Origin of the sequence: Oryzifoliimicrobium ureilyticum (assembly GCF_037199735.1) — a bacterium.
Classification (GTDB): domain Bacteria; phylum Pseudomonadota; class Alphaproteobacteria; order Rhizobiales; family Rhizobiaceae; genus Rhizobium; species Rhizobium ureilyticus.
On sequence record NZ_JBBBVQ010000001.1, the window covers coordinates 26,308 to 50,041 of the forward strand.

Sequence of the window (23,734 nt, forward strand, 5' to 3'; positions counted from 1 at the left end):
GGCACGACGTTCAGCCGTCCGTCGAGGGAAGGGTTATGGCGCTCACCTATAAGCTCATTTTGGCTTCCGGTTCTCCCCGGCGCGTCGACCTTTTGAATCAGGCCGGCATCGAGCCAGCGCGCCTGATGCCGATGGATATCGACGAGACCCCGAAGAAATCCGAACATCCCCGCTCGCTCGCTCGGCGCCTATCGACGGAAAAGGCGCAGGCCGCACTCTCAGCCGTCAAAGGCGATGCAGCATGGAAAGGCAGCTATATTCTCGCTGCTGATACGGTGGTCGCTGTCGGACGCAGGATCCTGGGCAAGGCCGAGTTCGCCGATGAGGCCTCGGCAACGCTCAATCTTTTGTCTGGCCGCAGCCATTGGGTCTATACCGGCATTTGCCTCGTCACGCCCGACCGGAAGTTTCGTCAGAAGATCGTCGAGACCAAAGTGCGCTTCAAGCGTCTTTCAAGTTTGGAAATCGATACCTATCTTGCATCCGGGCAATGGCGCGGCAAGGCTGGGGCTTACGGCATTCAGGGCCTTGCCGGTGCGTTCGTGCAAAAGCTTTCGGGATCCTACACAAATGTAGTGGGCCTGCCGCTGTACGAAACGACGCTATTGCTGTCCGGCGAGGGCTTTGACGTCTATAGCCGCTGGCCGGAAGGTTAAGCGGCAGCTTGATCGTCGTTTCAACGTGCACGCGCCGGCCCATCGCCTATCGCTTTTGAAGAGCGAGGCGCCTACAAACTCGAAACAACTGGAGAAACACTTTGTCTGAAGAGATGAAGACATCTGCCAAGGTCGAGCCTTTGCGCAAAAAGCGGCCTTGCCCGGAATGCGGAAAGCCATCGAGCCGCGATCATTATCCTTTCTGCTCAAACCGCTGCCGCGACCTCGACTTATCCCGCTGGCTGACGGGCTCTTATGCGATTGCCGCAACAGAAGACCAGAGCAGGGCGGGGCACCAGGACGACGAATAGGCGGGATCGCAACGACCGGGGCGAACGAAGCCCTTCTATTTGCTCACAAATTCGGTAAATCTTCGTCCCTGTCAAAAAACTATCATTTGGCGCTTGCCATGTCCGAACAAGATGCTATAACCCCGCTCGCTTCCGGGGAAAACCAATGACCCGGCCGTTTCGAAAGCCGAAATGCGAAGCAAGCATGGTTAGCCCAGGTAGCTCAGTTGGTAGAGCAGCGGATTGAAAATCCGCGTGTCACTGGTTCGATTCCGGTCCTGGGCACCACTTTAAACATCATCCTGCACGTTCTTACTATTAGCAACTTGCGCGCCCGTCTCTTGTTGCCAGAGGGCAAGCTGAGTCTCATTGGCCGTTCCAGTTATGAAGTCAAAAGATCGGTGGAAGGCCAGCAAGGGTTTGTTTTCGATACAGAGTGAACCACTTTCAACCCTGGGTGTTTGACCTTTATTATCATGGCGCTCGGCCATGCCACTGCTGCAGGAATGTGTATGATGCAACACAAAGCTTTTGTTCTCTCCCTCATGGCAACCTGTCTTATCCTTGCAAGCTGCGTCAGCCAGCCGGGGGCTCGCTCCTACTATGAGGAGCATGATCAGATCCTCAACCATACGCATCGGCAGGATTACGATCGTCATAGAGGTGATCGCTTGATCATCCGCAGCCGCTAGTCGAAAGGGTGAGAAAAAAGCCGGCAAGACCTGCCATAGTCTTTTGCTTCGGCTTGCAGATGTGCGTGTGATCTGATCTGCATGGCGCTTTAAAAATGGGCGGCAAAGGTGGGGGCGCAGATTGGCATTCACACTAAGGCAGTTGCAGTATTTCGTTGCGGTTGCCGAGCAAGGCACCGTGTCGGGCGCCGCCCACGCCATGTCGATTTCCCAATCTTCGATCACAGAAGCCATCAAGGATCTGGAACAGGACCTCGGGGTGGGGCTCTTCGAACGCCATCCGCGCGGGCTGGCGATTACCCAGCAAGGTCACCAGTTCCTGCGCCACGCCACAAAAATTCTCGCGGGCGTTTCTGAGGCAAGACGTGTTTTCGATTATCCGGCCGACCAGTCGGCTGGCGGCAATTTGCAACTGGGCGTCACCTCGCTCGTTGCAGGCTACGTCCTGTCGGATTTGCTGGCGCGCTATCGCCGCGCCTTTCCTGCCGTCGAGGTTGGAACGATCGAAGATGACGGCAATTATCTTGAGCATTTGCTGATCGGCGGCGAACTTGACGTTGCCGTCATGCTTCTCAATAACTTACGAGACAGGCAGGCACTGCAATCCGAAACGCTTGAGATTTCCCCTTTTAGTCTTTGGCTGCCGGCCGGTCATGACCTCTCATCGCGCGATTCGATTGCCATGGAAGATATTGTCGGGTTGCCGCTCATCATGTTGACAACGGACGAGATCGAGGAGGCGACACGCCGTCTGCTGGATGCCTTTGGCGCACGTCCACGCGTCGCCTTTCGAACCCGCTCCGTGGAGGCTGTTCGCAGCTTGGTTGCGACCGGGGCAGGCGTGGCAATCCTGCCAGACATGATCTACCGCCCTTGGTCGCTTGAAGGCGACCGCATCGAGGCACGGGATGTCTCAGCTTCGCTCCCTGCAATCCAAGTAGGTCTCGTCTGGCGGCGTGGCTTGAAGCTGTCGGAGCCGCTGCGCAATTTTCTTGCACTGGCCCAGACGCAGAGGACCCCGAGGCTCAGGTAATGAATTCGGTATCGGAAATACCGATACCGGAATTCTGACAAAAGAAATTGCGAAACCGAAGATCCTGCATATCCTCCCCTTTAATAAAAAGCGACGTTGTTAAAGGGGAACATCATGAAGAAAGCGATCAGTATAACCACGGCAGTGGCACTCGTTTGCGGCACGCTTACGTCAGCGTTTTCGGCGGATATGAAGAGCTCGATCGGCAAGGGGGAGGGGGAGGTCGATATCGTCGCCTGGGCCGGCTACATCGAGCGCGGTGAAAGCGACAAGAACTACGACTGGGTTTCCGGGTTCGAGAAGGAGACGGGTTGCAAGGTCAAGGTCAAGACCGCTGCGACATCCGATGAAATGGTCACGCTGATGAATCAGGGTGGTTTCGATCTTGTCACGGCCTCGGGCGACGCTTCCCTTCGCCTTGTCGCAGGCAAAAAAGTTCAGCCGATCAATGTGGGGCTCATCGAGAATTGGTCAGGTATCGACAAGCGATTGCAGGATGCCCCATGGCATACCGTCAATAAGGTGCATTACGGCACGCCCTATCAATGGGGTCCGAATGTCCTGATGTACAACACCAAAGTGTTTGGTGAGAAAGCGCCCGACAGCTGGGATTTCGTTTTCAAGGAGATGACGCTGCCGGACGGCAAGTCGAACAAGGGCCGGGTCCAGGCCTATGACGGTCCCATCTATATTGCCGACGCTGCGCTCTATCTGAAAAGCGCCAAGCCGGAGCTTGGTATCAAAGATCCCTATGCCTTGAATGAAGAACAATACGCAGCGGCGATTGACCTTCTTAAAGGGCAGCGCAAGCTGGTTGGCCGTTACTGGCATGATGCCACGGTGCAGACCGACGACTTCAAAAACGAAGGCGTGGTGGCCTCGAGCTCATGGCCTTATCAGGTCAATCTGCTCCAGGCAGACAAGCAGCCGGTTGCATCCGTCATTCCAAAGGAAGGCGCGACAGGCTGGGCCGATACGACCATGATGCATGCCGAGGCCGCGCATCCAAACTGCGCCTACATGTGGCTCAATCATTCGCTCGACCCTAAAACCCAGGGTGATGTGGCTGCCTGGTTCGGTTCCGTTCCCGCCGTGCCGGCAGCCTGCAAAGACAATGCCCTGCTTGGTGAGAGCGGCTGCACGACGAACGGCTTCGACAAATTCGAAAAGATCTCCTTCTGGAGAACACCTGTTGCCAAGTGCGAGGGCGGGACCTGTGTTCCCTACAACCGTTGGGTCAGCGATTATATCGCCGTGATGGGCGGCCAATAGTTCGCCAGCATAGGCCCGGGCCGGCGCTCGGCCGGCCCCCCTTCAATCCGCTCAGTTTCGCTGATTGCCGCCGCGGTAGTCCTGCATTGGCCACATGTATCCTCCATGCTCTCACCGGAGATTTGCCGCAATGACCTCTGCTGTCGCTTTTCGTTCTGTCTCGCGTCACTTCGGCGCGGTCAAAGCGGTTGATAGCGTCGACCTCGACATCGGGGAGGGCGAGTTCTTCGCCATGCTCGGGCCTTCGGGATCGGGCAAGACGACATGCCTGCGGCTCGTCGCGGGCTTTGAGCAACCAACGTCGGGCGACATTGCAATCTTTGGTGAGAGCACGACAGGTCTTCCGCCCTGGCGGCGAGCGGTGAATACCGTGTTTCAGGATTATGCGCTCTTTCCGCATATGAACATTCTCGAGAACGTGGCCTATGGCCTGATGGTCAAAGGCATAGACAGGGCAACCCGCCACAAGGCCGCTGAGGAAGCTTTGGACCTCGTCAAGCTCGGTGGCTACGGCACACGAAAAACCGCTCAGCTATCGGGCGGACAAAGACAGCGTGTCGCATTGGCGCGTGCTTTGGTCAACAAACCCAAGGTTCTGCTCTTGGACGAGCCGCTTGGCGCACTCGACCTCAAGCTCCGCGAAGCCATGCAGGAAGAATTGAAAAGTCTGCAAAAGGCGCTCGGCATCACATTCATCTTCGTCACCCACGATCAGAGCGAAGCGCTGTCAATGGCCGATAGGGTCGCTGTGTTCAATAATGGTCATATCGTCCAAGCAGGCGCTCCGGAGGAGATTTATCAGCAGCCGAAGACCCGCTTCGTTGCGAACTTCGTCGGCTCCTCCAATGTCCTTGCGCCGACGCTCACCGAAAGACTGACAGGGGAGCGGCGCTGGACCAGCGTCAGGCCGGAACAGATCTCGCTGGCGGCAGGACAAGATCGTCTCGAACTTACCGGCACGCTCACCAATGCAAGCTTCCTGGGGGCGGTTCGTCGCATCGCCGTTCGTGTCGACGATCAAGTCATCCATGCCGATTTGCCAGCTTTTGTCGAGTTGCCGGGCGAGAAAGGTCCAATCACGCTCTCTTTCGAGCGCCGCTCACTCAACTTTCTGGATGATGCGGCATGACCTCGGCTCTGGCGCCTCAGTCCTTTTCCTCCCGCCTGTCTGCCTTGCTTTGGCGCGGGCCGTTGCTGTTCACGCTGGTCTTGCTTGCGCCGCCCTTGCTGTGGCTTGCGGTGGTCTATGTCGGATCGCTGTTTGCACTTCTCCTGCAAAGCTTTTTCTCGATCGACGACTTCAGTGGTCTCGTCAATTATGAGCTGACCTTAGCGACCTATCAGGAACTGCTTCGGCCATCCAACATCGATATCATTGTGCGAACTGTCGTGATGGCAGCGCTCGTCACTGTTGCCTCGGCAATCATTGCGTTTCCCATTGCCTATTTCGCGGCCCGCTACGCGAAAGGACGTTGGAAAGCGCTTTTCTACCTGGGCGTGATGATGCCGCTCTGGTCCAGTTATCTCGTCAAGATCTATGCCTGGAAGATGATCCTCTCCAAGGAAGGCATCATTAGCTGGACCGCGGCAAAATTATCGCTGACCCCCCTCTTAGACTTTTGGCTGGCGCTTCCTGTCGTGGGCGGCAATTCTCTTTCTGTCAGCGCCACGGGTACTTTTATCGTTTTCGTCTATATCTGGCTGCCCTACATGATCTTGCCGATCCAGGCCGCCCTGGAGCGGGTTCCCTCAAGTCTTGTCGAGGCCTCCTACGATTTGGGTGCGGCTCCCTCGCAAACCTTTCGGAAAATTCTATTGCCGCTGGCAATGCCGGGTGTGGCGGCTGGCTCGATCTTCACTTTTTCGCTGACACTGGGCGATTACATTATTCCAGGCATCATCGGCACCTCGCGTCTCTTTATCGGTCAAGCCGTCTATACCCAGCAGGGCACTGCCGGCAACGTGCCACTGGCGGCGGCCTTTTCGGTCGTCCCCATCATCATCATGGGCGTCTATCTGTGGCTTGCAAAGAAGAGAGGGGCATTCGATGCGCTCTGATGGCAGCCCAAAAGCCCCGCTTGCGCTCAAGTTTGCCGCTGTCGGCGGACTTTTGTTTCTGCAATTGCCGATCCTCCTCATTTTCGTTTATGCCTTCACGACGGAAGACAGAAGCTTTCAATGGCCGCCACCCGGCCTGACGACGCGCTGGCTGTTTGAGACATGGGATCGGCAAGATGTTTGGGCAGCGCTTGGGCTTTCGCTAAGGGTTGCGACGATCGCCACTTTACTGGCCATGATCCTCGGCACCTGTTGCGCGGCGGCGCTTTCCCGGGCGAAATTCTTCGGTCGCGACGGCATCACGCTGCTCGTCGTGCTACCGATTGCGCTTCCGGGCATCGTGACCGGCATTGCCCTTCGCTCGGCCTTCGGCCTCTTGGAAATTCCATTCTCGTTCTGGACGATCGTCTTAGGTCACGCGACATTTTGCATCGTCGTTGTCTATAACAACGCCGTGGCGCGCTTTCGCAGAATGTCGCCCTCTCTGGTCGAAGCCTCCTATGATCTAGGCGCAGATGGTTTCCAGACCTTTCGCCATGTTGTCCTGCCAAATTTGGCAACGGCTCTCTTGGCAGGTGGCATGTTGGCCTTCGCGCTTTCATTTGATGAGGTGATCGTCACGACCTTCACGGCCGGACAACAACAGACCTTGCCCATCTGGATGCTGGAAGAACTCATTCGCCCGCGCGAACGGCCTGTCACCAATGTCGTGGCCATGGCTGTCGTGCTGGTCACGTTTCTGCCGATCCTTGCTGCCTATTACTGGACGGCAAGAGGGGAAGATATCGCAGGCACAGGGAAATAATCGACGGTACTCGAAGGAAAGGCTGCATCCATGCAAACAGATATGCTTATCGGCACCTCGCTCGTGAAAGGCGAGGATCAGGAAGAGCGCATCCTCAATCCCCGCACAGGTGAAACGATTTTAAACCTGCCGGAGGCTTCCTCCGCTCAGATCGACGCGGCAGTCTTTGCGGCGCGGCGGGCTTTCGCGGGATGGTCGCAGACAACGCCGGGCGAGCGCGCCGGCTATCTTCTGAAGATTGCCGATGCAATCGAGGCCGATGCTGATGGCTTTGCAACGCTCGAGGCGCTGAATTGCGGCAAGCCCATCAATGCCGTACGGAACGATGAAATACCGGCAATCATCGATTGCTACCGTTTCTTTGCAGGCGCCGTTCGCAACCAGCACGGAACGTTGGCAGGCGAATATCTTCCAGGCTTCACCTCGATGATCCGCCGCGATGCGATTGGCGTTGTCGGATCGATCGCACCCTGGAATTATCCGCTGATGATGATGGCCTGGAAGCTCGCCCCGGCGATTGCGGCTGGCAATACCGTCGTGTTCAAGCCCTCCGAGCAAACGCCTTTGACCGCGCTGAAGCTGGCAAAGCTTCTTGCGGAGATCCTGCCGGAAGGTGTCGTGAATGTGATCCTTGGCCGTGGCGAAAGCGTCGGCAACAGCCTGATCAATCATCCCGGTATCGACATGATCTCTATCACCGGCGATATCGCCACCGGCAAGAAGGTCATCCAGGCCGCCTCGAAAAGCGTCAAGCGCACGCATCTCGAACTTGGCGGCAAGGCTCCGGTCATTGTCTATGACGATGCGGAACTGGAGGCAGCTGTGTCGGGCATCCGCGCCTTCGGCTTTTACAATGCCGGCCAGGATTGCACGGCGGCATGTCGGATTTACGCCCATAAGGGCATCTACGACAAGTTCGTGGCCGATCTTTCGCACGCCGTTTCGAGCATTCGCTTCGGACAGACCGACGACACGCAAAACGAGATCGGCCCGCTGATTTCGCAGCGTCAGCGTGATCGCGTCGCAAGCTTCGTCCAGCGCGCTGCAGAGGCTTCTCACATCGAGCTTGCAACGGGCGGCGTCATCCCCGATGGCAGCGGCTTCTACTATCAGCCAACCGTGGTCGCCGGCGCGCTGCAAACTGACGAGATTGTCCGCCGCGAGGTCTTCGGTCCCGTCGTCTCGGTCACGCCCTTTGGTTCGGATGATGACGTGATCGGATGGGCGAACGAGTCTGATTATGGCCTTGCCTCATCTGTATGGACGAAGGACGTGTCGAAAGCGATGAAAGCAGCCGCCACCCTTCGTTACGGCTGCACCTGGGTCAACACTCACTTCATGCTTGTCAACGAAATGCCGCATGGCGGGTTGAAGCAGTCGGGCTACGGAAAGGATCTGTCGACCTACGCGCTCGAGGATTATTCGGTGGTTCGGCACGTCATGATCGCGCACAGCTGAGAAACGATCACCCATCACCGCATTCTGGACGGCTAAATTAGGCGCCACTTGCATTACATGCTCGACGGGAGTGTAAGTGTCGCCGCCAATCCAGAAGGCATCCGGTTTTCAAGCCGCAGCGATCCGCCGTAAAGTTCGGCAAGCTCGCTGACGATGGTCAGACCGAAACCGTCGCCCGGAACCCTTTCATCTTCCCGTACGCCCGGCAGAAGAACTGCCTTCAGCCGGTCGTCGGGAATCCCTGGCCCATCATCTTCCACGACGATCAACACGGATCGGCCGCTCGTCTGCGCGGTGACCGATACCTGGCGCCGCGCCCATTTGATGGCGTTTTCCATGAGGTTACCCAGCATTTCCTCCAGGTCCTTCTCATCGCAGGCGGTAGCCGGTGCGCCGAGACCTTCCGTTTTGATCTCGATATGACGCTCTTCGTAGATCTTCGCCATAATCTGCTGCAACTCGTTGACAACAGGACCGATCGGTGTGCGAACGCCATTTGACGCACCGCCCATCACGCGCCGCGCAGAGCTGAGGTGATGCTTGATGCGGCGATCGATGCGGTGGGCGAGATCGCGAATGTCTCCGTCAGGATCGTTCTTGTCGTTGAGTGCGAGAAAGAGACTGGCCGTCGGCGTCTTCAGGCCATGCGCCAGATTGGCAAATTGCAGCCGCGTCGCGCTTAACCGCTCCTCGTTGAGCTGCAGGAGATCGTTCGTTTTGTCGGCAAGCGGCGCGAGTTCCACGATGGATTGAGCCGGCAAGCGATTGCGCTCGCCCTTGTTGATTGCTTCGATCTGCGAGGCCATCAAAGATAACGGTTTCAGTCCGTAATAGATCTGCAGGAACGTGCCGCCGACCAGAACAGCGCCAAGCGCCGCCATGCAAGGCAGCAGCCAAAACAGGGCATGCAGGGCCGGGTCAACGAGGGCCCGTCCCGGGGCGGAAGCCGTAATAATGATCGGCAAGCCTTTCCAGTTGCGGATGGCTTGCCTCGTGTAAAGGCCGCGGCCTTCGTCATCGAGTGCCTCTCCGGGGTAAGGTGCGCCGGTTATGAAGCGTCGAAAGTCCGGTCCGCGCGGCGGCGCATCGATCGTCGCTTGTCCAAGAGATCGTGACGTCAAACGCTGCCCTGCGCCTTCTACCTGCCAGTACCAGCCCGATCCAAACCGGTCAAAGGGCGGGCCATCGAGATTGCTGTGAAGAGTCAGCTGGCCATTTTCGTAACTCACTGCACCCGTCAAAGCGGAAATCTGCGTATCAAGGCGCTGATCGATTTGTTCTCGAACGACCGTCCTGATTGCGAACCATAGGATGACGGAGGCAATGATGAGGGCGGCGCTCACAAAGACGACCGAGAAGACCAGCAGTCGTCTGGCAATCGACGGACGTTGTCTATTGAAGCCGATCACGACGACACCTGGGATGTCAGCATATAGCCTCGACCACGAACGGTTTCGATGAATTGCGCGCCGATCTTTTTGCGCAAGCGCGCGACGATCACCTCGATTGAATTGGAATCGACCTCGGCGTTCCGATCATAGACCCTTTCTATAAGTTCTGCGCGGTCGACGACGTTTTCCGCTCTGAGCATGAGGCAGGACAACACACGCCACTCCAAGGCAGTGAGCTTCAGCGGCAGGCCGTCCAATTCAAAACTTCCGAGCTGTACGTCGAATTGCAGACCGCCGCAGACGATGTGAGAGGAGGCGTGCCCAGCCGAGCGCCGCACGAGGGCTCTCAGTCGCAGAACGAGTTCTTCGATCCTGAAGGGTTTGGTAACAAAGTCATCGGCGCCAGCCTTGAAGCTCGCGACCTTGTCGGGCCAACCTTCGCGTGCGGTTAGAACCAGCACCGGTAGGCTCCGACCTTTCTCGCGCCATCCCTTCAAAACGGCAACGCCATCGATCTTTGGCAGGCCAAGATCGAGAACGGCTGCGTCGAAGAGTTCTTCCACCCCCGCGTGAAGTGCGTCTTCCCCATTTTTTGCGATATCGACGACGAAATTTTCCGCGCGAAGCGCGGCTGCGATCCGTGTGCTGAGATCGTCATCGTCTTCGACCAGAAGAACGCGCATGAAAATAACCTTCTGTTTGTGGGGGGGATCGCCTGTCTCCCAGATAACAATCACCAGCTTAACTCAAACTGAACCGCGAGGTTCAGCGAGGCGACGGCGCCTTGGGTTTATCTTCGTCTCATCAAATCAGGCGAAGGAGCCAATGATGTCAGATCGAGTAGACGAAACCACAACGCCAGCTGCCGAGAGCAGCAGCGCAGCACAGGCAGCGCCGCCTTCGGGAAGGCGTCGCCGGCATTATGCCGCAACCCTGGTTGCAGGACTTGCAGTCCTGGCGATCGGTGCAGCAGGCGGAGCCGGAGCAATGAGGCTGATGCGCCCTGCGCCTGAAATGGCTCCTATCAATCCGGTCGCCATTTCCTCCATGCCGCAATGGAGCCTCGTCACCATCAGGGGCAAGGTGGCCGAAATCTACGGCAACAAGTTCATCGTCCAAGACGATACCGGCAGAGCTCTCGTTGAGACGGGACCTGCCGGCGAAGATGGCGATCTCGTCAAGAAAGACGAGGCCGTCACGATCCAGGGCCGCTTCAATGATGGCACCGTGCATGCAAGTTATCTGGTTCACCAGAACGGTGCGACGGTCGCTCTTGGCCCTGCGGGAGGCCCGCCTCCGCCGCCCCATCGAGGGCTGGCGGGCCTGTTCCACAAAATTGATTGAGGCGATGAACCAAACGCCTCAATCTTCCGTTCCCTGCACGCAAGTTCATCAGGAAGGACTTTTTATGCAAAAGCTTTTTATTTCAGGACTGCTTGCCACCGTGCTGGCGTCAAGCACCGCATTTGCTCAACAGCCTCCAGCTCCTCCGCCAGCTGCGCCAGCGGTTCAAGATATGCAGGCGGGCTCGCCTCCGCCACCACCGCCACCGCCGGGTGGCCCGCAGGCAATGGGCGGACCGGCTGGACCAGATGCGCCGCCACCACCTCCACCACCGCCCCGCGGTCCTGCCGATTGGGCAATGGGCCCCGGACCTCGCGGCCCGGAAGGCCCGGGACCAGCTGGACACCGTCCGCCGCCACCACCGCCGCCTTCTAAAGCGGCTCATTTTCGGATCGAAACCGGCGGCGCCGTCATCGACATCAAATGCGCCGATGATGAACCGATGAAGGTCTGCGCTGACCTGCTGACCCAAGTCATGGACAAGGTCAATCTACAGGCAGGTCCGCAGCAGCCTGGAAAGCCCTTGCCGCCACGCTGAGCCAAGGCGGCGCTATCTCTGAGGAGAGGCGCTGCAAAACCTCAGATCGTTACGCCCGCCGCCTTTGTGAGGCGGCTGGTTTTTTAAGGGACATTGATGAATCGAGCGCTGATCACACTCGCGTACCGTCAGCGGCCGTTCTTCTTCCGCCAAGCCTCATATTTTTGCTGATACTCGTCCTTGGTACAAGGATAGAGCCCGATGATGGCGTTGCCGGATTTTACCTGCTCGAGAACAAAATCCTCATAGCTCTCCATGCCCGTGCATTCATCCGCAAGTTCGTCGGCAAGATGGGCCGGGATGACCATAACCCCATCCCGATCACCGACAAGGACATCGCCCGGGAAGACAGCAACGTTTCCACATGCGATCGGAACGTTGATATCAAGGGCCTCATGCAGTGTGAGATTGGTAGGGGCTGACGGTTTGGCATAATAAGCCGGCATGTCGAGCGCACCGATACCTTCCGCATCCCGAAATCCTCCATCCGAAACAACGCCGGCTGCGCCACGAAGCGCCAGTCTGGTGATGAGAATAGATCCGGCGGTCGCGGCCCGCGCATCGCCGCGTGCATCCATGACAAGGACATGGCCGGCAGGACATGTCTCGATTGCCACGCGTTGGGGATGGTCGGCATTACGAAATACCGTAATCGGGTTCCGATCTTCCCGTGCCGGTATATATCTTAAGGTGAAGGCCTGGCCCACCATTGTCTCGGATTTTGGTGCAACGGGCACAACCCCTTGAATGAACTGGTTGCGCAGGCCGCGTTTGTAAAGGGCCGTTGCAATGGAAGCCGTCGAAATCTTCTTGTACTTGGCGCGTGTTTCGTCCGAAAGAACATACTCAGTCATGGAGGGCCTCAAAAAATATCTGGCTCGCCCGGGGAGCGGCCGAAATCGGTTTGAAGGAAATCAAAGTCGCAGCCTTGATCGGCTTGTGTGACATGGCGGGAGAACATCCAGCCATAACCGCGTTGGAATCGCGGTTCGGGAGCAACCCAAGCCGCGCGCCGCTGTTCAAGCTCTTCGTCGCTCACAAGCATGTCGAGCCTGCGGTTCGGCAAGTCCAGGCGCACGATGTCGCCGGTTCGCAGTAACGAAAGCGGACCCCCGACATAACTTTCCGGCGATACGTGCAGAACACAGGCGCCATAGGACGTGCCCGACATGCGCGCATCCGAGATGCGTAGCATATCGCGATACCCTTGCTTGATGAGTGCCTTGGGGATTGGCAGCATTCCCCATTCGGGAAAGCCCGGACCACCCAGGGGGCCGGCATTGCGTAAAACCAGAACGTGGTCAGGCGTGACATCGAGATCTTCGTCATCGATGGCCTTCTTCATGTCCGGATAGGTGTCGAAGACGAGGGCCGGACCTTGATGGACGTGATATTTCGGATCACAGGCCGCCGGCTTGATCACCGCCCCGTCCGGGCAAAGATTGCCGCGTAGAACGGCCAGCGACCCCTCATGATAAACCGGGTTTGATAGAGGGCGGATGACATCGTCATTATAGACCTTTGCGCCTTCAAGGTTCTCGCCGAGACTTTTTCCGGTGACCGTCAGCGCATTGAGATCGAGCCGATCCTCAAGCTGTTTCATCAGCGCGCGCAAGCCCCCTGCATAGAAGAAATCCTCCATCAGGTAGTCTTTGCCGGAGGGGCGAACATTGGCGATCAACGGTGTCGTGCGTCCCAGATGGTCGAGATCGTCCAAAGTAAGATCGACGCCGGCGCGCCGCGCCATAGCGATCAGATGAACGACGGCATTGGTCGAACAGCCTGTCGCCATGGCGACGATTGCGGCATTACGGCAGGCGGCTTCGGTGATGATCTTGCCGGGCGTCAGATCTTCCCAAACCATCTCGACGATACGCCGGCCACAGGAGGCCGACATCCTCTGATGGTTTGCATCGACTGCCGGAATCGAGGAGGCGCCGGGAAGCGTCAGGCCCATGGCATCTGCAATGGCCGTCATCGTGCTGGCCGTGCCCATGGTCATGCAAACGCCAGCCGAGCGGGCAATGCCGCCCTGAATGCCGAGCCATTCCTCATCGGAAATATTGCCGGCTCGGCGCTCGTCCCAGTATTTCCAGGCATCGGAACCGGAGCCGAGAATCTTGCCGGCGTAGTTTCCGCGCAGCATCGGCCCGGCGGGGAGATAGATCATCGGAATGCCGGCGGAAATCGCTCCCATCACGAGCCCCGGCGTGGTCTTGTCGCATCCGCCCATCAGCACGACACCATCCAAAGGATGGGATCGGATCATTTCCTCCGTCTCCATCGCCAGCATGTTGCGATAAAGCATGGATGTCGGCTTCGTGAAGCTTTCGTCGACCGACAGCGACGGCAGTTCGACCGGAAAGCCACCGCCCTGCGACACGCCGCGTTTTACATCCTGGGCTCGCTCACGAAAATGGGCGTGGCAGGTATTGAGTTCCGACCATGTGTTGAGGATGCCGATGACCGGCTTGTCGCGAAAATCTTCTTCGCCGTAGCCGAGCTGCATCAGGCGTGATCGGTGGCCGAAACTCCGCAGATCATCGGGAGAGAACCATCGTGCGGACCGAAGATCCTGTGGTGCTTTTCTATTTGTCATGAGACTGCCTTCTTGGAAGCTGAAGGAACGCAGGCGCTATTCCTTCATACCCCATTTTTGAATGGTGTGGCGTTCGATCGTCTGAAAGACGAGGTTTTCGACGATCAGGCCGATGATGATGACAGTGAGCAAGCCGGCAAAGACGGCGGGAATGTCGAGCAAGTTACGGTTCTCAAAAATAAACCAACCGAGACCGCCCTGTCCCGAAGATACGCCGAAGACAAGTTCGGCGGCGATCAAGGTGCGCCAGGCAAAAGCCCAGCCGATTTTCAATCCTGTCAAGATCGACGGAAAGGCCGCGGGCACCAAGATGCGTAGAACGTAGGAAATGCCCGACAGCCCATAATTTGCGCCGACCATACGGAGTGTGCGCGATACGCCGAGAAAGCCCGAATGGGTGTTAAGCGCTACCGCCCAAAGGACAGAATGAACCAACACGAAGACGAGACTGGATGCACCGAGGCCGAACCAGATCAGCGCCAGCGGCAGCAACGAGATGGCCGGAAGCGGGTTGAACATGGCCGTCATCGTTTCCAGAAAGTCCGTTCCTATGCGGGTATTGATGGCAAGAACCGTTAGCAAAGCGGCCAGCACGGTTCCAGCCGCATAGCCCATGAAGAGGATCTTTAGCGTCGTCCAAATCCGTGCCGGCAGCGTGCCGTCAACAAATCTGTCGGCCAAGGTCGTGAGCGTATCGCTCAACGTCGGGAAGAGCAGCGGGTTGTCGAGATAGGAAGCGTAAACCTGCCAAATGACCGCGAGTATGAGAATGAGGAGCGCTTTTCGCAAAGCGCTAATCCCCCAGAGAGTTTCAAACGCACTTAGTTTCTGTTCGACCGGCTTGATATTGCTGTGAGGCGCAGTGCTCTTTGCAGTGGAGGCGAGAATGATGTTCGGGGACAGCATATCACTATTCCTTGTGTCCAGGCTCGTTGGAAAAAAGCAGATTGTGAATGTCGCGCTCAAGCGCCGCAGCGCTCCCGTCCTCGTGGTTGACCTTATCCACATCCACTACTTCCGCCTTCACACGGCCAGGATGCGGTGACAGCAGTAAGATGCGGTTCGAAATCTTGATTGCTTCAGCAATGGAGTGCGTCACGAAAATTACGGTGAACTTCGTGTCTTCCCAAAGCTGAAGAAGTTCGTCCTGCATCTGGCGACGCGTCAGGGCATCGAGAGCGGCGAAAGGCTCATCCATCAATAAAACATCGGGCTGCATCGCCATGCCTCGGGCAATCGCCACGCGCTGCTTCATGCCGCCGGACAGCGTGTGCGGATAGCTGTCGACAGCGCGCGTCAGTTTCACCTTGTCGATATATTGCCGTGCAATGCCCTCGGCCTCTGCAGCGGGCAGTTTGCGCGCCACGAGAAGAGGGAACATCACGTTTTCCAATACCGTCTTCCATGGCATCAATTGGTCGAACTCTTGGAAGACCATCATACGGTCGGGTCCAGGACGCGTTACCTGCCGTCCATTGATGTGAATGGAGCCGCCGGAGGGTGTCATGTAGCCGCCGATCGCTTTTAATAGCGTAGATTTGCCGCAGCCAGATGGGCCAAGCAGCACAAAACGATCAGATTCTCGCACATGAAAGCTCACGTCTTCGGTGGCTGTAATCAGGAGATTGGGCGTTTTATACCGTAGCGTCACCCGGTCTACCGAAAGAAGTGGCGTGTTCTGCGTCACCTGCGTGAGCGGTTTGTCGGCGACAGTATTTGCCTGCATCATAGGTTCACTCCTTGAAGGAGGCAGCGAGCTCAAGCGCCGCTGCCGTTGTCGCAGGGCCAATCAATTTCCGTTGAGGTAGGCGCTGTCGGGCAGGTAGTAATCGGTCCAAGCCTTCGGCATCGACTTAAGCGTGCCGATCTTATGCAGGTGTTCGGCAAATTTCATGGTGCCTTGGGGATCGGTGCGCCATTCATCCATGCCCGGTTCCTTCATCATCGTAAGAAGGTCGTCGAGGCTCGTCTTGTCACCAGAGACCGTTTTATAGGCCTCGAGCGCAGCCTTCGGGTCGTTCTTGATGAAGGCGACAGCTTCCTCGGTTGCCGTGCGCAACGCCTTAATGAGCTTAGGATTTTTCTCCGCAAAAGCCGTGGTGGTGAAGAAGGTCGCCTGGGTTAGAGCACCCCCCAGGATTTCGCGGGAATCGGTAACCTTATGAACACCGGGCTGCTTCAGCTCGACATATTGGAAGGGCGGAGCTGAAAAGTGGTTCTTCACTTCATGATTGGGGTTGGCAATTGCCGCTACTGCATCTGGATGGCCCAGTTGCACAGTATTAGGGTCGAACTTCTTCACCTGATCGTCGCCATACATCTTCGCCGCAGCCATTTGCAGCAGGATGGCTTGCGTGGAAACGCCGACAGTTGGCACGGCGATTTTGTCAGATGGCTGGATGTCCTTCAGAGACTTTACGCGAGGGTCATTGGAGACCATGATGACCGGCTGAGCCGAACTGGTGATGATGCCTTTGACCTTCCCGCGGGTGCGGTCCCATAAAAGCAGCAGATTGCCGGTTCCGGTATTGACCACATCAACATTGCCTGCCAGCAGGGCATCGGTCTGAGCACCGCCGCCGGAAAATGTGCGCCATTCCACCTTGACGCCGTCGAGGCCTTCTTTGGCAGCCTCCTTCTCGATAAGTTTCTGGGTCTCCATGACGTGGCTGGCGAGATACAGAATGCCGGGCTGGCGTGTGATCGAGATGGTGGTTTTTTCTTGCGCCTGGCTCGGGCACCCAAGACACAGCGAAACGGCGATTGCGGTCAGGCCACTGAGAAGCAGTTTCATAGATTCCTCCCGTTGAAACAAGATACGCCAGTCTCGCTGGCTGGCCGCTCAACTCCCAAAGCGACTTTAGTTGAGTGAAGCACTAAAACATCAGTGCATCAACCCTGATTGTGTGTTTTTATGGTTGGCATAGATTTGAGAGAGCGGAAGTACATGAGCGGAATGACAAGAAGCGGTCAGTTGGACCGGTCCCGACAGGTGGCTTTACAGGTGCATGAAATCCTGCGCGACAGGATACTGAAATTGCAGCTCACCCCCGGCACCGTCTTGTCTCGCGGTTCGCTTCAGCTGGAGTTCGGCGTCAGTCAGACGCCAGTTCGCGACGCGCTAATGCGCCTCCAGGAGGAGGGCATGGTCGATGTTTATCCGCAATATGCGACCGTCGTGTCCAAAATCGATATTAAGCACGCGCGACAGGCTCAATTTCTGAGGATGTCAATTGAGCTCGAAGCGATCCGTCAGCTCACCGCACAGGAGCCAAAAGAGGCCGCTGCAGAGTTGCAGGCTGTACTCTCCCAACAGAAGTTGGCGGCTTCGCAGACAACCTATGATCAGTTTGACCGGCTCGACCAGGATTTTCACAAAAAGCTATATGAAAAGGCAGGCGTTCTGGAATTGTGGACCACGGTAAGACGACAAAGTCTCCATATCGACCGGTTGCGCCGGCTTAATCTACCCATGCCCGGAAAGATCCAGGACGTTCTGTCGAACCACGAGGCAATTGTTGCTGCCATCGCCTCGGGAGATGAAGAACGCGCCGCCGCTGTATTGCGCACCCATCTATCAGGTACGCTCTCGATTATCGATGCGATCAGCGCGAAGTTCCCGGATTATATTAGCCGCTAACCAAAAAACGATCAGGGTCGGGCCGACGTCTTTCTGTCATCCCGTTGCACGTCGGTCAATGAGGGGAAGTCCCTCTTCGCTGGTCCTTAAATCTTCAGGAACCGTTGCAGGAACTTCATAAAACGACTGCTGAACTTCAAAGGAGCGTCTGTCACGGCAAGACAGATGCAGTCCCGCCCAGGGTCAGCTTTGGGGGTATGCATCAGATTGCCGTCAGCTATTTCGATATCGCCGCGTCTGAAGGCCGACACTTCGTCGCTGAAACTTCCGTCGAGCACGAGTGTCAGCTCGGTACCCGTATGCGTATGCTCAGGCACGGGCCGCCCTGCGGGAATTTTCAACAACCGAACCGTCGTTGTCGGATCATCCGTCGGCACGATCATCTGCGCCGCACCGAAGCCGAAATTGCGCCATTTCAGGCCGCCAGCGCGCTCGACGTAGCTGTAAAGCGGCTCCGGCAGCAACGGATCGCGACTCGGCTGCCGTCGAAACGCAACAACATCGTCCACTTCGCCCGCTTCGATACGCTGCATGAGTTCCGCCCAATGAGCGTCTGATCGTACCTCCGGCGTCTTCTGCTCTTCTTCAAGCAGAACGCCGCCAAGCGACTCGAACGTTTCCAATCTCGAACGACAGGCCGGACATAATGATAGATGCGTTGCAACTGCTATACTCCAGCCCTCCTCAAGCGTGCCAGCGGCGTAAGAAAGGAGTATATCGTCATCGAGATGATGCAATATGGTTTCGGAGCTCTCTCTGCCCTTCAAAGAAGCTTTTTGCATGCCACCCTAACCCTTGATCTAACTGTCTCCAGTGACATGTTCAATGTCGCGGCGATGTTGGAGATCGACATATCCTCACAGTAAGACATCCGCAGAATTTCTGCCTCGTCTTCACGGTAGGATTTCACAGCTTTGCGATGATCCGCTGCGCTGCGATCACATTGAACGATCTCGAAATTGCTGCCTGCACGAACGACTTCATCGCCAGAGGCATAATGCGGCCGCTTTCTTCGGCCGGTTGCTTCCAATCTCACATCTCTCGCTATCGTAAAGATCCAAGCCAAACCATCTTTGCCAGACCTGCGGAAGACTGATGCTTCCTTCCAAATCCGCGTCATGGCTTCAGTTGACGCCTCTTTCGCGGACACCTGGTCGTCAAGCGTCCTAAGCATGTACGCCATGAGTTTCGGCATGAAATGATGATGGATCTTTTTCAATGCGCCGAGATCTCGTTCCTGCGCAATGCGCAGGATGAGTTCATCAACCTCTTCGGGAGCCATTTCTTCGGATGCCATAGCAACGTCGCTTGATAGTTGCGCCGACGTCGAAAGCACCCGAGAGACCGCTTTCGCCTCTCTCGGGAGAGGTGAAGTCAGCCGCGGGACCGCCTGGGCCAAAAGAGAAAGAATCACACTCATGCCCTTGATACGCCGGAAATAAGCGCTGGATCACTCCCTTTGAGAGATCGACTCGGATTATCTTTCAACGTCAAGCTTCAAACGAAAACAACTCCACGCAACCCGCGGCTGCGTGGCCACAATTCGTGTCGTTATTCCAGGCGCGCTTTTTCGAAGCGTAAGGCGCAATTGGCGCGCCTGGATAGTCAGTCACCGCGACTTTAGGGTTAGCTCAGCTTATCGCGCACGGTGTCCTTGGCCTTTCCGACATTGCCTTGGACGCGGCCTTCCATTTTCTCGGCCTTGCCTTCCATTTCCACATCGACCTTACCAAGAACTTTGCCGACGGCTTCTTTGATGGAGCCCTTGATTTCCTTTGCGGCGCCTTCGATACGATCTTTATCCATCGTCGTACTCCTTTTTGAAGCGGACCATTCCGCGTGATTGCGAAGAAAGAAATGGAGCGGTCACGACGGAAATTTCAGATAAAAAAATACCAATTCACCTGGTATCTGGTGACCTTTTTTCGCATCGCGAAACGTTACCCATCAAACAAATCGTCTCTCATGATCTTCTGCGCGATCTCGTGCGTAGAGAGCGGCAAAGGAGAGATCGCGATGAGTTTATCCCCTAAATCCTGCTATACCTTGGCCGCTTTATCCGCAGCCATATTGACGGCCGTACCTGCTGCCGCCCAGCAAAAAATCGCGAATGTTGGCCTCGACCATTACAGCGGGACATGGCTCGAGATTGCCCGTCGTCCGATGTGGCTCACCGATGGCTGTGTTGCCGGATATACGACATACAAGATGACGAAATCGGAAGGTCCTGGCGCGGTCTCCGTGGAAGACGGATGCCGGACAGGAACACCTCAGGGATCCTTAAAAACCGTTCACGGAGATGGGAGGATCATTGATTTCGGCGGGTCGAACGCCAGATTGCACGTCAAATACCCGCTCTTCATCACTTTCGATTATAATGTTCTTTATAAATCGCCCGACAAGCAATGGTTTATCAGTGCCGATCCCAAGATGGAAAATCTTTGGATCTATTCCCGCTACGCACCGTCAAAGCGAAAGCTGGACATGATGGTTCGCAAAGCTGCTGCTCTCGGTTACGACGTCAAGAAGCTGGAGTTTCCTGCTCCTGCGACCATGCCCCAGAAATGAATATTGAAAGCCGCGCTGCTTTAGACGAGCGCGCAGGCACATTGATCCAACCTTTAAACTGCCTCGTAACGGGGCGAAAAAATTTGGAGTACGACATTGGATCAGACTGTCAAACCAAGGAAATTGTTAAACCGGAAGCCTTCCAAGGAAGAGGCTGAGGCGGCTGTCAGAACTCTTCTCAAATGGGCCGGAGACGACCCGGATCGCGAAGGGCTTCTCGATACACCCGCGCGCGTCACACGCGCTTTTAAGGAGTTGTTTGCCGGTTATGATGTTGAGCCGGAAGATATTCTGGCGAGACAATTCGAGGAAGTCGCGGGATATGACGATCTGGTTCTTGTCTCCGATATTCCTTTTTTCTCGCATTGCGAGCACCACATGGTTCCTTTCGTGGGAAAGGCGCACATTGCCTATCTTCCCAACAAGGCGGTCGTTGGTCTTTCGAAACTCGCGCGCCTGGTTGATCTCTATGCGCGGCGCCTGCAAACGCAGGAGACGATGACGGCCCAGATCGCTTCAGCGCTGCACAGTTGTCTGCGCCCAAGGGGCGTGGCCGTCATGGTCGAAGCCGAGCATATGTGCATGGCCATGCGTGGCATTCAAAAGCAGGGCGCTGTTACTTCGACGTTCCGTTTTCTCGGCGATTTGGAGAGCTGTCCCGATCTACAGGCTCGCTTCATGATGATGGTAAAATCAAAATAATTTGTCTCTTGAGGCGAACGAAAGCGCCTCAAGTTCTTCTCTGCGACAAAACGCCTGCCAAGTGCGGCGTTTAGCGCACTCAGCCGATACACCGTGGTGGTTATAACCTCCAGCCATGGTGGCGAGGCAGATCCCCGCCGATATCGACCTTTAGACGCGGCCTCAAGCGACGAGCTTGTGCGCTGGCCCTATGCGCGAAAGGATATTGCAATGTTTAGCGGACTTGATGCCGCGGTGCTGGCACGCGCCCAGTTTGGCTTCACGGTTGCCTTTCACATCATCTTCCCAGCCTTTTCCATCGGCCTGGCAAGCTATCTGGCTGTGCTCAATGCTTTGTGGTTGTGGAAGAAAGACAAGGTCTATCTCGAACTCTTTGATTTTTGGAAAACGATCTTTGCGGTCGCTTTCGGAATGGGTGTCGTTTCGGGCATCGTCATGTCCTATCAGTTCGGAACGAATTGGGCTGTATTCGCAGATAAGGCAGGTCCTGTTGTGGGACCGCTGATGGGATACGAGGTTCTAACGGCGTTTTTCCTTGAGGCAGGCTTTATCGGCGTCATGCTATTCGGACGGGCCAAGGTGGGGCCGCGCTTGCACTTGTTTGCAACCTTTATGGTTGCGATCGGAACCTTGATTTCAGCGACCTGGATCCTTGCCGTGAATTCCTGGATGCAGACACCGGCCGGATTTTCGATCAATGCGGAGGGCCAGTTCGTTCCCGAAGACTGGATGGCGATCATCTTCAACCCGTCATTTCCCTATCGCTTTACGCATATGGTGCTGGCTGCCTATCTCACGACGGCTCTTGTCGTCGGCGGTGTTGGCGCTTGGCATCATTTGAAGAAGACCGCACCACGACGCTCGAGAAAAATGTTCTCGATGGCGATGTGGATGATTTCCGTGGTTGCGCCCCTGCAGATCCTGGCCGGGGATGCCCACGGCCTCAATACACTGGAACATCAACCGGCCAAGGTCATGGCTATGGAGGGGCATTACGACAGCCATCCAAACGGCGCACCGCTGATTCTGTTCGGGATTCCCAATCCCACGGCAAAGAGGATCGATTACGCCATCGAGGTCCCGAAGATGTCGAGCCTCATACTCAAGCATGATCCCAATGCGCCGCTCGCAGGACTGGATACGATCGCGCAGGATAAGCAGCCGCCGGTGATCGTGCTCTTCTGGTCGTTCCGTGTCATGGTTGGGCTCGGTTTTGCGATGTTGAGTCTAGCTCTCTGGTCTCTTTACGCCCGTTTCCGTGGAACGCTTCACTCCAATCCATGGCTGCATCGGGTCGCTGTGGCAATGGGACCGGCAGGTTTCATCGCTGTGCTCGCCGGGTGGATTACCACGGAGGTGGGGCGCCAACCCTACACGGTCTATGGCCATTTGTTGACCGCCCAATCCATGTCGCCAATCAGCGCTTCCGCCGTTGCGACCTCGCTGGCTGCCTTCGCGGTGGTATATTTCCTCGTCTTCGGTGCAGGCACCTTCTATCTGCTGCGGTTGATGGCACGCTTGCCTCGTGACCCGCAACCGGATCTCGAAGGTGGGCCACTGCGCACAGTCGGTATTACGCCAGGTCCCGCACTCGATGTCGCGCATGGAGGCCATCATGCACATTGATCTTGCGCTCGTATGGGCCGGCATCATCGCCTTTGCCGTTCTTGCCTATGTGATCATGGATGGCTTTGATCTTGGCGTCGGACTTCTCTTCCCGTTCCTTGGGTCGAAGGAAGACAGGGATCTGGCGATGAATTCCGTTGCTCCTGTCTGGGACGGGAACGAAACATGGCTGGTTCTGGGCGGCGGAGGCCTCTTTGCCGTCTTTCCTCTCGCTTATTCGACCATCATGCCTGCGCTCTATGCACCCATCATCTTGATGCTGTTGGGCCTGATCTTTCGCGGTGTGGCCTTCGAATATCGCTGGAGAACCCGTCGCGCTCAACACATCTGGGACTTGGGTTTCTTCATCGGCTCTCTTACCGCAGCTTTTTGTCAGGGAATTTGCCTTGGCACGCTGGTTCAGGGAATCTCGGTTTCGAACCGCGCTTACTCTGGACAGCCTTTCGATTGGCTCACACCCTTTTCAATTGCAACGGGACTAGCGCTCGTTGGCGGATATGCGCTGTTGGGATCGACCTGGTTGATCGCCAAAACGCACAGTGACATGTCGAACCGGCTTCGCCCCGTCGCAATCATCTTGGCGACCGTGACTGTTATTCTAATGGGCGTCTTCAGCCTGTGGACGCCCTTTATCAAAGACCTTTATCTGGAGCGGTGGTTTGGCTATCCGACCGTCGTATTTTCCGTGATCGTTCCGGTCGTCGTCGCTGTTCTCTTCTACAGCATAGTAAGGGGACTGCGCAGTTCGGCGGAGTGGACGCCGTTCCTATGTGCACTCGGCCTGTTCATGACGGGTTACGCGGGCATCGGCATCAGCTTCTACCCATACATCGTTCCGCAAGCACTGACGATCTGGCAGGCCGCCGCGCCACCATCCAGCCTGAAGTTTTTGCTTGTGGGAGCCGCGGTCCTGGTCCCGATAATCTTGACCTATACCGCTTACGCCTATTGGGTTTTCCGTGGGAAGGTCGACCCTCATGGAGGATATCATTGATGAGGCAGACACTTTTCAAACTCAGCTGGTTCTTTGGTCTTTGGGCTGCCGGCGTCATGAGCGTCGGT

The 23,734-nt window shown here is 56.5% G+C and carries 26 protein-coding genes and 1 tRNA gene; 16 read left to right on the forward strand and 11 right to left on the reverse strand.

All coding sequences use genetic code 11. The features are described from left to right. Positions 1–35: 35 nt before the first annotated feature. From VQ830_RS00125 to VQ830_RS00135, 3 genes are all read left to right on the forward strand, one after another. Positions 36–656, forward strand: a complete 621-nt coding sequence (locus VQ830_RS00125; RefSeq protein ID WP_337266028.1) for a Maf-like protein — start codon at positions 36–38, stop codon at positions 654–656. 101 nt (positions 657–757) lie between these two features. Beyond that, a complete protein-coding gene (gene yacG, locus VQ830_RS00130; protein WP_337266029.1) occupies positions 758–967 on the forward strand; it encodes a DNA gyrase inhibitor YacG in 210 nt (69 codons plus the stop codon). A gap of 191 nt (positions 968–1,158) precedes the next feature. Next, positions 1,159–1,234, forward strand: a tRNA-Phe gene (locus VQ830_RS00135). Positions 1,235–1,236: 2 nt separating this feature from the next. On the opposite strand, the gene VQ830_RS00140 is transcribed toward VQ830_RS00135, so the two are convergent. Next, entirely contained in the window at positions 1,237–1,605 is a 369-nt protein-coding gene (locus VQ830_RS00140; protein WP_337266030.1) for a hypothetical protein, read from the reverse strand. A gap of 154 nt (positions 1,606–1,759) precedes the next feature. Between VQ830_RS00140 and VQ830_RS00145 the strand changes: the two genes are divergently transcribed. The 6 genes from VQ830_RS00145 (at position 1,760) to VQ830_RS00170 (ending at position 8,264) form a co-directional block, all read left to right on the forward strand. Next, positions 1,760–2,671 carry a LysR substrate-binding domain-containing protein gene (locus VQ830_RS00145; RefSeq protein WP_337266031.1) on the forward strand — a complete coding sequence of 304 codons (912 nt, stop codon included), beginning with the start codon at positions 1,760–1,762 and terminating at the stop codon, positions 2,669–2,671. A gap of 114 nt (positions 2,672–2,785) precedes the next feature. Next, a complete protein-coding gene (locus VQ830_RS00150) occupies positions 2,786–3,943 on the forward strand; it encodes an ABC transporter substrate-binding protein (RefSeq protein ID WP_337266032.1) in 1,158 nt (385 codons plus the stop codon). Positions 3,944–4,073: 130 nt separating this feature from the next. Continuing rightward, on the forward strand, positions 4,074–5,072 hold the full coding sequence (locus VQ830_RS00155) for an ABC transporter ATP-binding protein (protein ID WP_337266033.1): 999 nt from the start codon (positions 4,074–4,076) through the stop codon (positions 5,070–5,072). Beyond that, complete coding sequence (locus VQ830_RS00160) at positions 5,069–6,001, forward strand: ABC transporter permease (RefSeq protein WP_337266034.1); 933 nt, start codon at positions 5,069–5,071, stop codon at positions 5,999–6,001. Before VQ830_RS00155 ends, VQ830_RS00160 begins: the two co-directional genes overlap by 4 nt. After that, positions 5,991–6,806 carry an ABC transporter permease gene (locus VQ830_RS00165; protein ID WP_337266035.1) on the forward strand — a complete coding sequence of 272 codons (816 nt, stop codon included), beginning with the start codon at positions 5,991–5,993 and terminating at the stop codon, positions 6,804–6,806. The genes VQ830_RS00160 and VQ830_RS00165 overlap by 11 nt, the downstream gene beginning before the upstream one ends. Positions 6,807–6,836: 30 nt before the next feature. Continuing rightward, positions 6,837–8,264: a gamma-aminobutyraldehyde dehydrogenase gene (locus VQ830_RS00170; RefSeq protein WP_337266036.1), complete on the forward strand. Its 1,428-nt coding sequence runs from the start codon at positions 6,837–6,839 to the stop codon at positions 8,262–8,264. Between the two features lie 53 nt (positions 8,265–8,317). Here the strand turns inward: VQ830_RS00170 and VQ830_RS00175 are convergent, their stop codons facing one another. Continuing rightward, positions 8,318–9,673, reverse strand: coding sequence for a sensor histidine kinase (locus tag VQ830_RS00175; protein WP_337266037.1), 1,356 nt, complete (start codon positions 9,671–9,673; stop codon positions 8,318–8,320). Beyond that, a complete protein-coding gene (locus VQ830_RS00180; protein ID WP_337266038.1) occupies positions 9,670–10,338 on the reverse strand; it encodes a response regulator transcription factor in 669 nt (222 codons plus the stop codon). The genes VQ830_RS00175 and VQ830_RS00180 overlap by 4 nt, the downstream gene beginning before the upstream one ends. 145 nt (positions 10,339–10,483) lie before the next feature. Between VQ830_RS00180 and VQ830_RS00185 the strand changes: the two genes are divergently transcribed. Beyond that, positions 10,484–10,999, forward strand: coding sequence for a hypothetical protein (locus tag VQ830_RS00185; protein ID WP_337266039.1), 516 nt, complete (start codon positions 10,484–10,486; stop codon positions 10,997–10,999). A gap of 64 nt (positions 11,000–11,063) precedes the next feature. Beyond that, positions 11,064–11,537, forward strand: a complete 474-nt coding sequence (locus tag VQ830_RS00190; protein ID WP_337266040.1) for a hypothetical protein — start codon at positions 11,064–11,066, stop codon at positions 11,535–11,537. A 128-nt stretch (positions 11,538–11,665) separates the two neighbouring features. Here the strand turns inward: VQ830_RS00190 and VQ830_RS00195 are convergent, their stop codons facing one another. From VQ830_RS00195 to VQ830_RS00215, 5 genes are read right to left on the reverse strand one after another with little or no spacing between them, the layout of a single operon-like run. Further along, positions 11,666–12,391: a ribonuclease activity regulator RraA gene (locus tag VQ830_RS00195; RefSeq protein ID WP_337266041.1), complete on the reverse strand. Its 726-nt coding sequence runs from the start codon at positions 12,389–12,391 to the stop codon at positions 11,666–11,668. A gap of 8 nt (positions 12,392–12,399) precedes the next feature. Further along, positions 12,400–14,136 carry an L-arabinonate dehydratase gene (gene araD, locus VQ830_RS00200; RefSeq protein ID WP_337266042.1) on the reverse strand — a complete coding sequence of 579 codons (1,737 nt, stop codon included), beginning with the start codon at positions 14,134–14,136 and terminating at the stop codon, positions 12,400–12,402. Between the two features lie 36 nt (positions 14,137–14,172). Then, the gene (locus tag VQ830_RS00205) at positions 14,173–15,042 is read right to left on the reverse strand and encodes an ABC transporter permease (RefSeq protein WP_337266043.1); all 870 of its coding nucleotides are present in this window, start codon (positions 15,040–15,042) and stop codon (positions 14,173–14,175) included. 4 nt (positions 15,043–15,046) lie between these two features. Then, positions 15,047–15,865 (reverse strand): ABC transporter ATP-binding protein, encoded by an 819-nt coding sequence (locus VQ830_RS00210; protein WP_337266044.1) that lies wholly within the window; start codon positions 15,863–15,865, stop codon positions 15,047–15,049. A gap of 60 nt (positions 15,866–15,925) precedes the next feature. Further along, the gene (locus tag VQ830_RS00215; protein WP_337266045.1) at positions 15,926–16,930 is read right to left on the reverse strand and encodes an ABC transporter substrate-binding protein; all 1,005 of its coding nucleotides are present in this window, start codon (positions 16,928–16,930) and stop codon (positions 15,926–15,928) included. Between the two features lie 153 nt (positions 16,931–17,083). Here VQ830_RS00215 and VQ830_RS00220 point away from each other — a divergent pair, with 153 nt between their 5' ends. Continuing rightward, positions 17,084–17,776 carry a GntR family transcriptional regulator gene (locus VQ830_RS00220; RefSeq protein ID WP_337266046.1) on the forward strand — a complete coding sequence of 231 codons (693 nt, stop codon included), beginning with the start codon at positions 17,084–17,086 and terminating at the stop codon, positions 17,774–17,776. Between the two features lie 86 nt (positions 17,777–17,862). Here VQ830_RS00220 and VQ830_RS00225 read toward each other — a convergent pair whose 3' ends face one another. The 3 genes from VQ830_RS00225 to VQ830_RS00235 form a co-directional block, all read right to left on the reverse strand. Beyond that, entirely contained in the window at positions 17,863–18,558 is a 696-nt protein-coding gene (locus VQ830_RS00225) for a ChrR family anti-sigma-E factor (protein ID WP_337266047.1), read from the reverse strand. Beyond that, positions 18,540–19,073, reverse strand: a complete 534-nt coding sequence (locus VQ830_RS00230; RefSeq protein ID WP_337266048.1) for an RNA polymerase sigma factor — start codon at positions 19,071–19,073, stop codon at positions 18,540–18,542. Before VQ830_RS00230 ends, VQ830_RS00225 begins: the two co-directional genes overlap by 19 nt. A gap of 329 nt (positions 19,074–19,402) precedes the next feature. Next, positions 19,403–19,582: a CsbD family protein gene (locus VQ830_RS00235; RefSeq protein WP_337266049.1), complete on the reverse strand. Its 180-nt coding sequence runs from the start codon at positions 19,580–19,582 to the stop codon at positions 19,403–19,405. A gap of 210 nt (positions 19,583–19,792) precedes the next feature. On the opposite strand from VQ830_RS00235, the gene VQ830_RS00240 reads away from it, so the two are divergent. The 4 genes from VQ830_RS00240 (at position 19,793) to cydB (ending at position 23,666) form a co-directional block, all read left to right on the forward strand. After that, positions 19,793–20,344, forward strand: a complete 552-nt coding sequence (locus tag VQ830_RS00240; RefSeq protein WP_337266050.1) for a lipocalin family protein — start codon at positions 19,793–19,795, stop codon at positions 20,342–20,344. 96 nt (positions 20,345–20,440) lie between these two features. Next, entirely contained in the window at positions 20,441–21,046 is a 606-nt protein-coding gene (gene folE, locus VQ830_RS00245; protein ID WP_337266051.1) for a GTP cyclohydrolase I FolE, read from the forward strand. A gap of 210 nt (positions 21,047–21,256) precedes the next feature. Then, positions 21,257–22,672, forward strand: coding sequence for a cytochrome ubiquinol oxidase subunit I (locus VQ830_RS00250; protein WP_337266052.1), 1,416 nt, complete (start codon positions 21,257–21,259; stop codon positions 22,670–22,672). After that, a complete protein-coding gene (gene cydB, locus VQ830_RS00255; protein WP_337266053.1) occupies positions 22,662–23,666 on the forward strand; it encodes a cytochrome d ubiquinol oxidase subunit II in 1,005 nt (334 codons plus the stop codon). The genes VQ830_RS00250 and cydB overlap by 11 nt, the downstream gene beginning before the upstream one ends. Positions 23,667–23,734: the final 68 nt, after the last annotated feature.